This is a genomic window from Halobaculum roseum, from assembly GCF_019880245.1.
GTDB classification, from domain to species: Archaea; Halobacteriota; Halobacteria; order Halobacteriales; family Haloferacaceae; genus Halobaculum; species Halobaculum roseum.
The window spans coordinates 1,418,332-1,432,941 of sequence record NZ_CP082286.1 but is presented as its reverse complement, the minus strand read 5'-3'; the positions used below and the strand labels follow the sequence as shown (position 1 = coordinate 1,432,941).

Below are 14,610 nucleotides of genomic sequence, written 5' to 3'. Positions count from 1 at the left end.
GCGAACGAGCCGCTTCGTCCGGCGTCCCATGACCCCGTCGGTCGGGGGCCGCACCGGCGATACCGTCGGGGACCCGCGCGGCCGACGCGAAGTCTTAGGCGCTGGCGACGCTGTGGACGAATATGACCGTACTCTGTACCGGCTACGAGCCGTTCGGCGACCACGAGGCGAACCCCTCCGGCGAGGTCGCCGAGGCGCTCGACGGCCGAACCGTCGCGGGCCACGAGGTCGTCGGCCGGGTGCTCCCGGTCGCGTTCGGTCCCGCCGAGGAGCGCATGGCCGACCTGATCGACGAGCACGACCCGGCCGCGGTCGTCGCCACCGGGCTGGCGGCGGGGCGGGAGGCGGTCGGGGTCGAGCGCGTCGCGATCAATGTCGCCGACACCGTCGGCGTCCCGGACAACGCGGGCAACGACCCGGTCGACGACCGGGTCGACCCGGACGGACCGGACGCCCGCCTCTCGACGCTGCCCGTCCGGGAGACGGTCGAGGCCTGTCTGGAGGCGGGCGTCCCGGCACGCGTCTCGAACACCGCGGGCACGCACCTCTGCAACGGCATCCTCTACCGGACGCTCGGGCTGCTCTCGGGGACGGACGTGCCGGCCGGCTTCCTCCACTTCCCGGCGACGCCCGAACAGGCCGCCACGGCCGCAAGGGCCGCGAACGACGGCGACGCGGCTCGCGGGGGAAGCGTCACCCCGAGCCTCCCGCGGGCGCTGGACGAGCGCGCGGTCGAGATCGCGTTCGAGGCGGCGCTCAGCGGCGACGAGTAGCGGGGGACGAATGCCGGGGAGGACGTACGTAGCGAGGGTCACGAGAACGACGATGGTGGCGAGAACGGCGACGACGAGAACGAGAGCGACCCCCGAGCGGCTCAGTCGGTGTCGACCGGCGACCCGCCGTCGGGGGCGGCGGCCTCACGTGTCGGGGTCGCGTCCGCGGCCGCCGCCGCGCCCGGTTTTCCCGCCAGCGCCCGTCGACCCCGCTCGGTGATCCGGAAGATCTGCTCGTCGGTCACCGCCTCCACGAACCCACGCTCCGAGAGCGTCGCCAACCGGCGCTCCACGAGCGGGATGTGGAGCCCCGTGTTGGCAGCGACGAGCGCGGGATAGTCCGCGCTCGACCCGTCAAGGTGGCGCAGCACTCGCTCGTCGGCGTCGGAGAGATCGCTGGGTTCGGGCATCTTTTGCGTCATTCGGTACCAATGCTCATGAATCTGTCGCCGGGGTCGAGCCGTCCGGGGGTCGATGGCGGCGGGTGGCCGGGATCCGGGAACTCAAGGCGGTCGCGTCGAACCCGGGTCGTATGCGACTGCCGAACGCGGCCGTGGGCGACGCACAGACGAGCGGCTTCGGATGGGACGTGCTGACCGACCTGGTCGACGTGGGGAGCCGGATGGCCGGCCAGGAGGGCGAACGACGGGGCGCCGAGGTCGTGTGCGACGCCTTCGAACGCGCGGGCGTTCGCGACGCGCGGATCGAGGAGTTCGAGATCCCCGGCTGGTGGCGCGGCGAGTCCTCGCTGTCGATCCGCGAGCCACACGAGCGCGTCCACGACGGCCGGCAGGACGTGCTCGCGCTCCCCGGCTGTCCGGCGGGGGAGGCGACCGGCCGCGTCGTCGACGTGGGCGACGGCACCTACGACGAGTTCGAGGAGAAGGCCGACGAGCTGGAGGGGGCCATCGCCATGGCGTCGTCGGCGACGCCGGAGGACGTGGACCGGTGGATCCACCGGATGGAGAAGTACGTCAACGCCGCGGACCACGGCGCCGTCGCGTTCGTCTTCCGCAACCACCTCGACGGCTCACTGCCGCCGACCGGCGAGGTCGGCTACCACGAGCGCCCGGGGCCGATCCCAGCCGTCGGCGTCTCCTGTGAGGTCGGCAAGCGCCTGGCGCGCTACGCCGAGGAGGGCTGTGAGGCGACCGTCTCCGTCGACTGCCGCAACGAGCCGACGACCTCCGTGAATGTCGAGGCCGAGGTCGGCCCCGACACCGACGAGCACGTGCTCGTCACCGCCCACGTCGACGCCCACGACATCGCCGACGGCGCCAACGACAACGGCGCCGGTTCGGCGCTCGTCGCCGAGGTCGGCCGGATCCTCGCCCGCGACGACGTGGAGCTGGACACCCGCGTGCGCCTCGTCACCTTCGGCTCCGAGGAGATCGGGCTGTGGGGCGCGTACCGCTGCGCGGAGACGACGGACCTGGACGACACGAAGTGCGTCGTCAACCTCGACGGCGCCTGTTCCTCGCGGAACCTCCGCGTGGGGACGAACGGCTTCGAGGAGATGGGGTCGGTGTTCGAGTCGGTGACCGACGACCTCGATGCGAGCCTCTCGACGGACGACACCATCTCCCCGCACGGCGACCAGTGGGCGTTCGTCCAGGAGGGCGTCCCGGCGGTGATGACCTCGACCACCTCCGATCAGTCCGGCCGCGGCTGGGGCCACACCCACGCCGACACGCTGGACAAGCTCGACTCGCGGGACCTGCGCGACGTGGCCGTGCAGGTCGCCGAGGCGGTCGCGCGCTTCGCGTCCGCGGACGTGGAGACGCCGGGGCTGACCCGCGCGGAGATGCGCGACGCCATCGACGAGGGGTACGAACAGGAGCTGCGGATGGGCGGGCGCTGGCCGTACGCGGACCTGGAGTGACGCCGTCGGCTCAGGCCGACCGTTCCTCGTCGGCGTCGCGGCCGTCCCCGTCGCGACCGAGGAACTCGCCGAGGTCGCTCATCACCTTGCCCTCGGCGCGGGCGAGGTGTTCCCAGGCGGTCGTCGTGCTGACGCCGAGTTCCGCGGCGACGTCCTCGACGCCGGCGTCCTTCTGGTGGCCGTAGTAGCCGGCGCCGATCGCGGCCGCGAGCGCCTCGCGTTGGCGCGGCGTCAGGTCGTGGAGGACGCCCGCGGTCTCGAAGCGCGGCGCGTGGTCCACCTCGTGCATCTCCAGTTGGCGAACCAGCTCGACCTCGTTGCCGCGGGCCTCGATCGCGTCGATCACCGCGCCGAGGTCGTCGTCGTGATCGAGATACAGCGTCCACCGCTCGTAGCCGCCGGTGATCACCGTTCCCATCCGGTAGTGAAGCCCCAGCTCCGCGAACAGCTCGGTGATACTGTCCCACGCCGGCACCTCGATCGTGACCGCGACGAAGACGGTCGGCTCCCCGATGGGAGTGATCGGCTCGGCCGTGATGACGGGGTCGCCGGCGGCGTACTCCGCGATGAATCCGGTCACGTCCTCGGGGTCGCCGGTCACCTCGACGATCCGCTTGCGCTCGCGCTCGCGTCCCGTCATCGACGACACCGACCGCATCGTCACGTCGGGATACCGCTCGGAGGCGGCCGTCTCGGGCTGTCCGACGTGTTTGATCTTGAGCGCCACCTCGCGCATCGGCCTGACGCCCGTGTCGTCGCGGGACTCCTCGTCCATACCGATCATGGTGGGTGCCGCACTATCAACCTTCCTCAGGTGGTACCACCGGCCGGACTCACGCGACGGCGCCGGCCGTCTACCGGGCGATCGGGTACTTGGTCGTTGGTCGGTCGGACAGCTGGCCGTTGATCGGTCGGACAGTTGGCCGTTCTCCGCGGGCGGGTGGACCGACCTCCGTCGAGGTGGTCGCGCAAGCAACCCGAAACTATTTGGGTTGGAGCTTTCGCCGCTTCGTCCGCCAAAATCCACCATGGACGACCCAGATGTCGATCGGTTCGCGTCGCGACGGTCGACGGTGTACGGCCAGCGCGGCGTCGTGGCGACCAGCCAGCCGCTCGCGTCGCAGGCCGGGATCTCCGTGCTCGAGGACGGCGGCAACGCGTTCGACGCCGCGGTCGCGACCGCCGCCGCGTTGAACGTCGTCGAGCCGACCTCGACGGGGCTGGGCGGCGACGTGTTCGCGCTGTACCGCACCGCCGACGGCGAGGTCGGCGCGATGCGCTCGTGCGGCCCGGCGCCCGCCGAGGCGACGATCGAGACCGTGCGCGAGGCCGTCGCCGACGAGGAGGGGATCGACCCGGCCGACGCCGAGATGCCCGACACCGGCGCCCACGCGGTGACGGTCCCCGGCACCGCACGCGGCTGGGAGGCCACCGCCGAGCGCTTCGGCAGCAAATCCCTCGACGAGCTGCTTCGCCCGGCGATCCGCTACGCGATCGACGGCTACCCAGTCTCGGAGGTCGTCTCCGCCCAGTGGCAGCACGGCGAGGAGCTGTTCGAGACCGACCACGCCCGCGAGGCGTACCTCTTCGACGGCGAGGCTCCCGACGTGGGCCAGCACGTCACCCTCCCGGAACTGGGCGAGTCGCTGCGGCGGATCGCCGAGGAGGGCGCCGACGTGGTGTACGAGGGCGAGATCGGCGAACAGATCGCCGCCGAGGTGCAAGAGCAGGGCGGCTTCCTCACCGTCGAGGACCTGGCCGAGTTCGAGCCGGAGTTCCCCGATCCCGTCTCGACCACCTACAACGGGACCGAGGTGTACGAGCTGCCGCCGAACAACCAGGGGCTCATCGCGCTGGAGGCGCTGAACATCGCGGAGGAACTCGGCGCCGGCGAGCACGACTACGACTCCCCCGAGCGTGTCCACTACTTCGCGGAGGCGCTGAAGCTGGCGTTCCACGACGGCCACCGCTACATCACCGACCCCGAGTTCGAGGAGCACCCGCCCCTGGCGAGCAAGGACTGGGCCGCGACGCGTGCACGGGAGGTCGGCGAGGAGTGCAACGACGACGTGACCTTCGGCGTTCCGGACGCGAACGCGGAGGACGCGGACACCGTGCTCCTGTGTGTCGCCGACGACGAGGGCAACGTCGTCTCGTTCATCAACTCCCGGTTCGCCGGCTTCGGCTCCGGGCTGGTCGCCGGCGACACCGGGATCGCGCTCCAGAACCGCGGGTCGTCGTTCTCGCTGGACCCGGACCACCCGAACGCGCTCGCGCCCGGCAAGCGACCGTTCCACACCCTGATCCCGGCGCTGGCGGACTTCGCCCCCGAGGACGACGGGACCGACGACTGGGCCGCCTTCGGCGTCATGGGCGGGTACATGCAGCCGCAGGGACACGTGCAACTGATCTCGAACATCGTCGACTACGACCAGCCGCTCCAGACGGCCCTCGACAGCGTCCGCTGGCGCTACCGGGAGGAGGGAAGCCTCGCGCTGGAGCCGCAGTTCGACGGCACCGTCGCCGCGAAACTCGTCCGCAAGGGACACGACGTGAGGACGCTCCCGCCGGCGCTGTTCGGCGGCGCCCAGATCGTCAGGAACGCCGACGGCGTGCTCTCGGCGGCGACCGAGCCGCGCAAAGACGGCAACGCACAGGGGTACTGAGTCCGCGGGGGAGCTCACGCGCCCCGCCAGGGGCACCGACAGACCGAAGCCCGTCGGTTTCCTTCCGTCATCCATGCCACAGCCGCGCAACCGGTCGGGGGAGACGGACCGGTACGGCTTCGACGACACGCGCGACCACCTCGGCGCGGCCGTCTCCCGGCTGCTGCCGGGTCGGCTGCTGCGCCGCGGGCTGTCCGTCTCGGTCGAGACCGACGGCGACGTGTACGCCCCGGGCGACCCGATCGGCGTCCGCGTCGAGCTCCGGAACGCGTACCCCGTGCCGGTCGAGGTGGCGACCGCGTCGCGTCGACGCTGGGGCTGGGAGATCGACGGGTTGCTGGAGGGAAGCGACGAGCCTCGGCGCGACCCGGGAGGCCGCGGCGCGCTCGCGTTCAGGGCCCGCGAGCGGAAGTCCTTCGCGTGGACGTGGGACGGCCGGGTGAAACAGGTCACCGACGATCGGGAGCGGTCGGTCCCGCTCGACCCCGGCGAACACGAGCTCCGCGCGTTCCTCGCCACGGCGAGCGAGCGGCCCGCCGCCACGACGACGTTTCGGATCGAGTGACTGGGCCGGTGGCGTCGCCAGATCGGCGCGCCGCTCGCGGGCGTCGGCGTCGGTAGCCCCGAAGGGATTAGGGAACGCGACGTTCGACGGGAACGACGCGCGTTCGACCGGTCAGTCGTCGGCGGACGCGGCGCCCGGTGCGCCCTCGGTTCCGTCCCGGGTCGCCGCCGCGTCGTCGCGATGGAGGTGGCAGGCGGCGAGGTGCTCGCCGGTGCCGTACTCCGACTCGACGGTGTAGCTCGGCTCCTCGCGGGCGCAGATACTCGGCTCCTCGAACGTCTCCGAGAGCCGCTCGGCGGCGGCGTCCCACTCGTCCGCGAGCACCTCGTCGAGGGCGCGGTCGACGACCTCGCCGACCTCGCCGTCGGGGGTGTCGCCCTCGAAGAACTCGCGGTTGACCGTCGTCCTATCGGGCGCCTCGAAGCTGCGGCGCTTCACCGCCCTGGTGAACGCCAGCACCTCGTCCCACGTGTCGCCGTCCATCGCGTACTCGTCCGGCTGGATGAGCTCCGGACAGCGCGTCCGGAACCGACACCCGGACGGCGGTTCGATCGGCGAGGGAACGTCGCCCTCGAGCACGCCGCGCTTGCCGCTCGCGCGCGGGTCGGGGACCGGGATCGAGTCGAGCAGCGCCTCGGTGTAGGGGTGTTGCGGGTTCTCGAACAGCTCCTCGGTCTCGGCGAGTTCGACGAGGTTGCCGAGGTACATCACGGCGACGCGGTCGGAGATGTGGCGGATGACCGAGAGGTCGTGCGCGATGAACAGATAGGTGAGCCCGAACTCGTCCTGCAGCTCCTGCATCGTGTTGAGCACCTGCGCCTGGATCGAGACGTCCAGCGCGGAGACGGGCTCGTCACAGACGATGAAGTCCGGGTTCACCGCCAGCGCGCGCGCCAGGTTGATGCGCTGGCGCTGCCCGCCGGAGAACTGGTGCGGGTAGCGGTTGTAGTGCTGGGGGTCGAGCCCCACCTTCTCGAGCAGCTCCCGGACGCGCTCCTCCCGTTCGCCCTTGTAGAGCCCGTGGGCCTTCATCGGCTCCTCGACGATCGGGCCGACCTTCATCCGCGGGTCGAGGCTCGACTGGGGGTCCTGGAAGATCATCTGCATGTCGCGGCGCTGCTCCCGGAGGTCGCTGCCGGAGAGTTCCGCCAGGTTGGCCCCGTTGAAGTACACCGCGCCGTCGGTCGGGTCGACCAGTCGCAACACGGTGCGCGCGAGCGTCGACTTGCCGCAGCCGGACTCGCCGACGAGCCCGAGCGTCTCCCCCTCGCGGATGTCGAAGGAGACGCCGTCGACCGCCCGTACCGGCGGGTTCGAGAGGAAGGTGTCGAGGATACCGCTCGACTGGCTGAAGTGTTTGGTGAGGTTCTCCACGCGCAACAGCGTGTCCGCGTCACTCACCGTCATCACCCCCTGCACGGAGCTCGCTGAGCCCGCCCGCGAACGCCTCGGTGGACTCGTTGTCCAGCGGCTCGCTGTGTTCGTAGTCGACGTTCTCGTACTTCACGCACGAGACGAGGTGCTCGGTCGCGCCCTCCGCTGCCTCCCGGTCGGTGACGCCCTCCTCGGGCGGCCCGTGCTTCGGATGCGCCTCCCGGCACACCTCCCGCGCCTCGGGACAGCGCGTGTGGAACCGGCAGCCGGACGGCGGGTTGATCGCCTCCGGCATCACCCCGCTGATGGGGTCGAGCGACTCCACCGTCCGGTCGGGTCGGGGGATCGACCGGAGCAGCGCCTCGGTGTACGGGTGCTTGGTGTCGTAGAACAGGTCCTCGACCTCGGCCTGCTCGATGACTTCGCCGAGGTACATCACGTTCACGCTGTCGCAGATCTCCGCGACGACGCCCATGTCGTGGGTGACCCAGACGAAGGCGGTGTTGTACTTCTCGCGGAGGTCCTCGACGAGGTCGAGGATCTGCCCCTCGACCGTGACGTCGAGGGCGGTCGTCGGCTCGTCGGCGATGATGAGGCTCGGCTCGCACGCCAGCGCCATGGCGATGAGCACGCGCTGGCGCATCCCGCCGGAGAACTGGTGCGGGTACTCGTCGTACCGCTTCTCCGGCTCGGGGATGCCCACCTCGCGGAGCATGTCCACGGCGATCTCCTCGGCCTCGGCGGAGCTCACGTCGCGGTTCAGCTCGATGAACTCCCGAAGCTGGCCGCCCACCTTGAAGACGGGGTTGAGCGACTCCATCGGGTCCTGGAAGATGATGGCGATCTCCTTCCCGCGGATGTCGCGGCGCATCTCCTGTTGGGTGAGCATCTCCTCCGACTCCTCGAGGGTGCCGTCGGACCGCTCCTCGATGTCGACGAGCTTGCGGCCCTTGTAGGTCACCGTCCCGTCGACGATGCGGCCCGGCTCCTCGACGAGCCGCATGATCGACTGTGCGGCGACCGACTTCCCGGCGCCGGACTCGCCGACGAGTCCGACGAGTTCGCCGTGCTGTACCTCGAAACTCACGCCGTCCACGGCACGGACGGTTCCCTCCTCGGTGAAGAACTGGGTCTTCAGGTTCTCGACTTTCAGTAGTGGCTCTTCGTGACTCATTAGTTGTTGATACGGGGGTCGAGTGCGTCGCGCAGGCCGTCGCCGACCAGGTTGAACCCGACCACGGTGATCAGGATGGCGAGGCCGGGCCAGACGCTGAACCACGGGTTCGGCAGCATGTAGTCCCTGGAGTTGTTGAGCATCTGCCCCCACGACGGCGTCGGGGGCTGGGCGCCGTAGCCGAGGAACGACAGGCCGGCGACGATGAGGATCGCGACGCCCACCTGGAGCGTGGCCTGGACGAGCACGGGCGCGAAGCTGTTCGGGATGACGTGGCGGAAGATGATGTTCCGGTCGCGGACGCCGGCCGCGCGTGCGGCCTCGACGTAGTCCTCCTCGCGGACCGACAGTACCCGCGAGCGGATGAGCCGGGCGAACGTGGGGATGGTCGCGATCCCGACGCCGATCATCGCGTAGGTGAGGCTCCGGTCGAACGCCACCATGAACACGATGACGAGCACCAGGAACGGGATGGCGTACAGCGTCTCGGCACCGCGCATGAGCGCGTCGTCGATCAGGCCGCCGTAGTAGCCGGCGACCGAGCCGACGATCATCCCGACGATCATCGCCACGCCGGTCGAGACGACGCCGACGGTGATGGCGATGCGCGTCCCGTAGAACAGCCGGACGAGCACGTCCCGCCCGCGGTGATCGGTCCCCAGCGGGTGTGCCAGCGTCCCCGGGTCGTTCGGGTACAGCTGGTTGACGATGTACATCGGCGGGCGGAGGATGGGCGCACCCGTCTCGGCGATGGGGCTCACCCACACCGCCTGAGCGATGGCGTACTGCTCGATGCCCATGCTCGCGAACAGCTGGTACTGGTTCAGGTACTCGAAGACGACGTCGTCGACGAAGGCGACGACGGCGACGGCCGTGGCGACGCTGATGATGGTCAGGCCGGCGAGCGCGGTCGGGTCGCGGCGCACCTGTGTGAGGGTGTACCGCCACCCGACGCGGGCTTCGGGCTGCTCGGCAGCGCCCGCCTCCTCGGGGTCGTGGCTGCGGGTCTGGTCCGTGTCTGTATCGGTGGTCGTAGCCATTGTCAGTCAGTCATTCTCGTCGAAGGTGACGCGCGGGTCGATATACGCGTACGAGAGGTCGGTGATGATCACGCCGACCACGAACACGAAGCCGAACACGAGCGTGGTGCCGGTGACCAGCGCGAAGTCCTGATTGTTGATCGCGGTAATGATGAGTCGCCCCATCCCGTTGATCGAGAACACGGTCTCGGTCAGCACGGCGCCGCCGATGGCGCTGGTGAGCTGAAGCCCGAGCAGCGTGATGAGCGGGAGCTGTGCGTTGCGGAAGGCGTGTTTCCTGAGGATGGTGAACTCGCTCACGCCGTAGGCGCGTGCGAGCTTCACGTAGTCCTCGCCGAGCACCTCGAGCATCGAGGAGCGCTCGATGCGGGTGAGCGCCGCCATCTGGAGCGTCCCGAGCGACAGCGTCGGCAACAGGAGGTGCTCGCCGGTCTCCACGAGCACGCCCAGTCGGCTGTTCGCGCCGTCGACTGCCGCGACGGGCGCCCACGGCAGGACGAGGTTCGTCGCCGGCAACACGTCGAGCCGGTAGGCGAAGACGATGATGAGCATCAGGCCGATCCAGAACGACGGGGTCGACACGCCGATCAGCGCGACGATCCGCGAGACGTGGTCGGTCGGCTTGTTGCGCCGCTTGGCAGAGATGATGCCGAGCGGGACGGCCGTGACGACGGCGAACGTGAAGCTCGAGAGCAGCAACAGCAGCGTCACGGGCAGTCGTTCCGCGATCTTCTGTGTAACCGGGACCTTGTAGTAGAGGCTCTGGCCGAGATCGAGTTGGATCGCGTCCCAGAGGTAGTTCAGGAACCGGAGCCATACGGGCTGGTCCAGCCCGTACTTCGCCCGGATGGCGGCGGCCTGCTGGGCGCTGGGTGACGGGCCGAGCATGATGCTCACGGGGTCGCCCGGCATCGCCTCCATCAGGAAATAGGTGATGGCGGCGACGCCCACGAGGACCGGAATCGCCTGAAGTATGCGTCGAATGGTGTACTGTGCGCGTCCCATTGTCTGAGTTGGTGTCGTTAGCGTGCGTTTGCCGGCTTCCGGTATAAACGAAACGGGAACGGCCGGAAGCGGCCGTCAGACGTTACTTGTCGACCGACACGTTGTTGCTCTCGGAGGCGAGGTGGAACGAGTCGACCGGGTGTGCCGCGAAGTTGTTGACGTACTCCTTCACGCCGAAGCTGTTCTTGAGGTTGTACGCGGGCAGGTGCGCGCGGTCCTCGAGGATCGTCGTGACCGCCTCGGTGTAGAGCTGCTTGCGCTCCTCACGGTCGGCGGACTCGCGGGCCGTGACGAGCTTCTCGGCGGCCTCCTTGCCGCGCTCGCTGTTGGCGCCGTAGTACGTGCCGTTCGTGACGCCGAGCGTGTCGTCGGTCCGGCCGAACATGTAGTAGGTGAACGCGTCGGGGTCGGGCGAGCCGGACCAGCCGAGCGTGTACATGTTGTAGTCGTCCTCGCTCCCCGTGACGTACTGCTCCAGGAACGCGCCCCAGTCGAGCCGCTGGACCGAGACGTTGCTGAAGCCGGCCTCCTTCAGGCCGTTCGAGACGGAGATGCCGATCTGTTCGCGCTTGTCGTCCGGCGGGACGATGATCCGCCACGAGTAGTCCATGTCGACGCCGGCCTCCTCGAACAGCGCCGTCGCCTCGTCGATGTTCTTGCCGTGGGGGATCTCCGACCACTGGTCGACCGGGAAGTCCCACTCGTCCGCGATGGACGCCGGGAACGGGCTGTACTGGCGGACGCCGGTCGGCTCGACGTAGTTCGCCACCGCGTCGTCCATCGAGAAGCAGTAGTCGATCGCCTCGCGGACCCGGGGGTCGGCCGTCGGCCCCTCGTTGCAGTTGAACGCGAGGTAGAAGTACCCGATGCCGGGCACCTCGTCGATGCTGGCGTCTTCGATGCTGCGGACCGTGGAGTAGAGCTTCGGCGGGATCTCCTCGATGACGTCGTTCTCGCCGTTGCGGAGCGTGGTGACGCGAGTCGTCGCCTCCTCGACGGGCGTGAAGTGGATCTCCGCGAGGTTCGGCACCGGCTCGCCCCAGTAGTCGTCGTTGCGGACGAGGTCGACGTAGTCGCCCTCCTGCCAGCTGTCGAACTCGAAGGGCCCGGAGCCGACCGGGTTCGACGTGTTGAACGCGTCCTTGTCCTCCTCGCGCACGGACATCGGTACGATGTCGCGGCCCGCGAGCACGGTCATGAACGCGCCGTAGGGGTACAGGAGGTCGAACTGGACCGTCTTCTCGTCGACGGCCGTGATCGAGTCGATCATGTTGACCTCGGAGGCGTTCTCCGTCTCCTCGTCGACGGGTGCCTCGAAGCTGTACTTCACGTCCTCGGCGGTCACCGGGTCGCCGTTCTGGAACGCGGCGTCCTCGTTGATCTCGACGACGTACCGCTGGCCGTCGTTGGTTATCTCCGGCTCGCCGGTCGCCATGCTCGGGCCGATGCCGGTGCCCTCGCCGTAGGCGTACAGTGAGTCGAAGATCAGCTGGGAGACCTGGTCGGACGGAACGTCGTTCAGGACGACCGGGTCGAACTCGATCGGGCTCTTCACCTGTGCGAGGTTGAGCGTCCCGCCGGTCGACTCCTCCGGCGTCGGCGTGCTGTCGTCGGTGTCGCCGCCGCCGTTGCCGCCGTCGTCTTCGGTAGTGTCATCGCCGCCGTCGTCGCCGCCGCCGCCGGCACAGCCGGCCAGCGCCGTGACGCCGGCCGCGCCGGTACCCGCGATGAACGACCGCCGGTTGATACGATCGAGGACGTACTGCTTTCCTTCGTTTGTCATGGTTGTGTCCCTCAACGATGGGATACTCTGTCATGGAAAATTGAGACATAAAAGCGTGCCGTTCGCTGTCGTCACGATATCACTCATCAACGCACGGTTCGTCACGATTTCACCCATCATCGCACGGTTGTGCATACGCATGTGGGGATCTGCGCGTGTGTTCCCACCGTACGTCTGCCGTCCCTTTTCGCCGTCGGACCAGAACGTACAGGTCGTCGCCGCCGGGACGAACGGTATGCGCCAGTTCGTCGTCTGCGGCCACGACGCCCCCACGACGCCCGACTTCAGCCTCGACGACCTCGCGGGCGGGGCCGGGCGCCTGGATCTGCTGTGTCGCTGTGTCAACGCCGGCCTGTTTCTCTCGCACGGCATCCGCGAGGACAGCCGCGTCCACCTCGTCCTCGGCGACGAGTACACCGTCCGGTTCTCGGGCGCCACCGCCCGCGGACTCCACCCCGACGAGCGCACGACCGCCGCTCGCGTCCGCGACGCGCTCGACTCCCGCGAGGACGCCATCGGCCACATGCCCGCGGAGGTGTCGCCCGGCGTCGAACTGTACCGGATGGGTCTGGAAACGACCCTCGACACGCTCGACGGCACCCTCGTCCAACTGCACGAGGACGGCGACCCAGTCGCCGAGATCGACCCGCCCGATGACCCGGTGTTCGTCCTCTCGGACCACTCGGACTTCACCGACGAGGAGGCGGCCCTCCTCGCCGACCGGGCGGACCGGCGGGTCAGGCTCGGGCCCGAGGCGATCCACGCGGACCACGCGATCGCGGTGGCGAACAACTACCTCGACACCGACGGTTACGCGCGCTACTGAGCCGCTGGTGTGTGCGGGACCGGGCCGCGAGCCGGCGATTGCCCGGGGTTCGGAAGCCTTAACAGAGCGGCTCGCCTCCCTCCGTGTGCGGGCCGGTGGGGTAGCTTGGTATCCTTCGGCCTTCGGGTGGCCGTAACCGCGATTCAAATTCGCGCCGGCCCACTTCTCCCGCATTTCGCGTTTCAGGAGCGTACCTGGTAGGTTCTCCAGCGTCGTATGGTTCAGGTACCGGCTGGTGTCTCGTCGGACGAGTTCGTCGTGAGTGGTAGACAAAGCGAACTGTAGCAGTCCGCCGGCTGAGTAGACGAACGGCCGGAGAGCTCCTCGAGCCGGGTCCCTCCGATCCGGCAGAAGATTCAAACGCGCTGTATACGAACGTATACGCATGAGTACGAAACCAGTTCGGCTGGATGAGGACGTGTACAACCGGATCAAGGCCCACAAACGGGACGACGAAACCTTTTCGGAGGCTATCGAGCGCCTGATCGGCGGGCCGTCGCTGCGGGACCTCGGGGGAATCCTCGATAGCGAGACGGTCGAGACGATGCGCGAGACCATCGAGGCGGCCGAGGACGACGACGCCGAGGAGGTCGAAGAAATCGCCGAGCGCTTCGAATGATCCTCGATACCGCGTTCGTGCTCGACCTGATGGCCGATCTCCCGGCGGCACACGAGAAACTGGACGAGTTGGAGGCGAACGGTGCCGTGTTGAAGCTCTCCACGATGACGGTGCTGGAGCTGTACATCGGCATCGAAGCGTACACCGGAGAAGAGGAAGCGCGCGAGATACGTCGAATTCTGGACGGCGTCCCACGGGTAGCGATGGACCCGCAGATCGCCGAGGAAGCGGGGCGGATGATCGGCCGCCTGGACCCCTCGACGTACAAGCGCAAGAAGGGTGACGCGGTGATCGCGGCAACCGCCGACGTGGAAGGCGAGGCGGTCGTTACGCGGAACGTCGACGACTTCGAACGCCACGGCGTGCCCGTCGAACCCTACTGAACTACCTCTACACGCTCGCACACAGCGGGATCGGTGCCGACGAGCTAGCGTACATGACCGACGACTGGATGGACTGGCAGAACGAGCTGCTGCGCGTGCCGGCCGTCGAGGGAGACTGGACGTCGAAGACCGAGCACGCCGCGCGGACGATCCCGGTGAAGCACCCCGGAACACTGCGGCGGCTCCGGGATTACTTCGGGTATCACGCCGAGTATGGGGCGACAAGGCAGACAGTGACGAATCGAGTGAAGCGCGTGGCGGCCGAGACGGACCTCCGGAAGAAGATCACGCCACACGTGCTCCGTCACACCTACGGGACGCTCATTGCCGCACGGGGTGCGACGCCGCAGTATATCCGGCAGACGATGGGGCACGCGGACCTGTCGAGTGCGAATGACTACTTGCAGTACGCCGGGACGCAGTTAGATGCGGAAGCAGAGGAATTGTGGTGACAGCTAGGCCTCCGTGAGGGCCTGGAACATCGAATACCGAGGTTAAATAAAAGCGAGACTACGGAAAT

At 68.7% G+C, this 14,610-nt stretch carries 15 protein-coding genes and 1 tRNA gene; 9 read left to right on the top strand and 7 right to left on the bottom strand.

The window, feature by feature from the left end; all coding sequences use genetic code 11:
* Positions 1-122 precede the first annotated feature (122 nt).
* Positions 123-773, top strand: coding sequence for a pyroglutamyl-peptidase I (locus K6T36_RS07270; RefSeq protein WP_222923260.1), 651 nt, complete (start codon positions 123-125; stop codon positions 771-773).
* A gap of 101 nt (positions 774-874) precedes the next feature.
* Here the strand turns inward: K6T36_RS07270 and K6T36_RS07265 are convergent, their stop codons facing one another.
* A complete protein-coding gene (locus K6T36_RS07265; RefSeq protein ID WP_222923259.1) occupies positions 875-1,183 on the bottom strand; it encodes a hypothetical protein in 309 nt (102 codons plus the stop codon).
* A 122-nt stretch (positions 1,184-1,305) separates the two neighbouring features.
* Between K6T36_RS07265 and K6T36_RS07260 the strand changes: the two genes are divergently transcribed.
* Entirely contained in the window at positions 1,306-2,655 is a 1,350-nt protein-coding gene (locus K6T36_RS07260; protein WP_222923258.1) for a M28 family peptidase, read from the top strand.
* 10 nt (positions 2,656-2,665) lie between these two features.
* Here the strand turns inward: K6T36_RS07260 and K6T36_RS07255 are convergent, their stop codons facing one another.
* Entirely contained in the window at positions 2,666-3,430 is a 765-nt protein-coding gene (locus tag K6T36_RS07255; protein WP_225935199.1) for a helix-turn-helix domain-containing protein, read from the bottom strand.
* A 253-nt stretch (positions 3,431-3,683) separates the two neighbouring features.
* Between K6T36_RS07255 and K6T36_RS07250 the strand changes: the two genes are divergently transcribed.
* Positions 3,684-5,321 carry a gamma-glutamyltransferase family protein gene (locus tag K6T36_RS07250; protein WP_222923257.1) on the top strand — a complete coding sequence of 546 codons (1,638 nt, stop codon included), beginning with the start codon at positions 3,684-3,686 and terminating at the stop codon, positions 5,319-5,321.
* Between the two features lie 73 nt (positions 5,322-5,394).
* Positions 5,395-5,886: a DUF7974 family protein gene (locus K6T36_RS07245; protein ID WP_222923256.1), complete on the top strand. Its 492-nt coding sequence runs from the start codon at positions 5,395-5,397 to the stop codon at positions 5,884-5,886.
* A gap of 111 nt (positions 5,887-5,997) precedes the next feature.
* Here the strand turns inward: K6T36_RS07245 and K6T36_RS07240 are convergent, their stop codons facing one another.
* The 5 genes from K6T36_RS07240 to K6T36_RS07220 all read right to left on the bottom strand — a co-directional run bounded on the left by K6T36_RS07240 (position 5,998) and on the right by K6T36_RS07220 (position 12,262).
* Positions 5,998-7,293, bottom strand: coding sequence for an ABC transporter ATP-binding protein (locus tag K6T36_RS07240; protein WP_222923255.1), 1,296 nt, complete (start codon positions 7,291-7,293; stop codon positions 5,998-6,000).
* On the bottom strand, positions 7,280-8,434 hold the full coding sequence (locus K6T36_RS07235; protein WP_222923254.1) for an ABC transporter ATP-binding protein: 1,155 nt from the start codon (positions 8,432-8,434) through the stop codon (positions 7,280-7,282). Before K6T36_RS07235 ends, K6T36_RS07240 begins: the two co-directional genes overlap by 14 nt.
* The gene (locus K6T36_RS07230; RefSeq protein WP_222923253.1) at positions 8,434-9,474 is read right to left on the bottom strand and encodes an ABC transporter permease; all 1,041 of its coding nucleotides are present in this window, start codon (positions 9,472-9,474) and stop codon (positions 8,434-8,436) included. The genes K6T36_RS07235 and K6T36_RS07230 overlap by 1 nt, the downstream gene beginning before the upstream one ends.
* Positions 9,475-9,480: 6 nt before the next feature.
* Positions 9,481-10,479 carry an ABC transporter permease gene (locus K6T36_RS07225; protein WP_222923252.1) on the bottom strand — a complete coding sequence of 333 codons (999 nt, stop codon included), beginning with the start codon at positions 10,477-10,479 and terminating at the stop codon, positions 9,481-9,483.
* Positions 10,480-10,561: 82 nt separating this feature from the next.
* A complete protein-coding gene (locus K6T36_RS07220; RefSeq protein ID WP_222923251.1) occupies positions 10,562-12,262 on the bottom strand; it encodes an ABC transporter substrate-binding protein in 1,701 nt (566 codons plus the stop codon).
* A gap of 235 nt (positions 12,263-12,497) precedes the next feature.
* Between K6T36_RS07220 and trmY the strand changes: the two genes are divergently transcribed.
* From trmY to K6T36_RS07195, 5 genes are all read left to right on the top strand, one after another.
* Entirely contained in the window at positions 12,498-13,088 is a 591-nt protein-coding gene (gene trmY, locus K6T36_RS07215; protein WP_222923250.1) for a tRNA (pseudouridine(54)-N(1))-methyltransferase TrmY, read from the top strand.
* A gap of 89 nt (positions 13,089-13,177) precedes the next feature.
* Positions 13,178-13,250: transfer RNA gene (locus tag K6T36_RS07210), tRNA-Pro, on the top strand.
* 223 nt (positions 13,251-13,473) lie between these two features.
* Entirely contained in the window at positions 13,474-13,707 is a 234-nt protein-coding gene (locus K6T36_RS07205) for an antitoxin VapB family protein (RefSeq protein WP_222923249.1), read from the top strand.
* Positions 13,704-14,090: a PIN domain-containing protein gene (locus K6T36_RS07200; RefSeq protein ID WP_222923248.1), complete on the top strand. Its 387-nt coding sequence runs from the start codon at positions 13,704-13,706 to the stop codon at positions 14,088-14,090. The genes K6T36_RS07205 and K6T36_RS07200 overlap by 4 nt, the downstream gene beginning before the upstream one ends.
* Complete coding sequence (locus tag K6T36_RS07195; RefSeq protein ID WP_225935218.1) at positions 14,087-14,542, top strand: site-specific integrase; 456 nt, start codon at positions 14,087-14,089, stop codon at positions 14,540-14,542. Before K6T36_RS07200 ends, K6T36_RS07195 begins: the two co-directional genes overlap by 4 nt.
* The last annotated feature ends 68 nt before the right edge of the window (positions 14,543-14,610 follow it).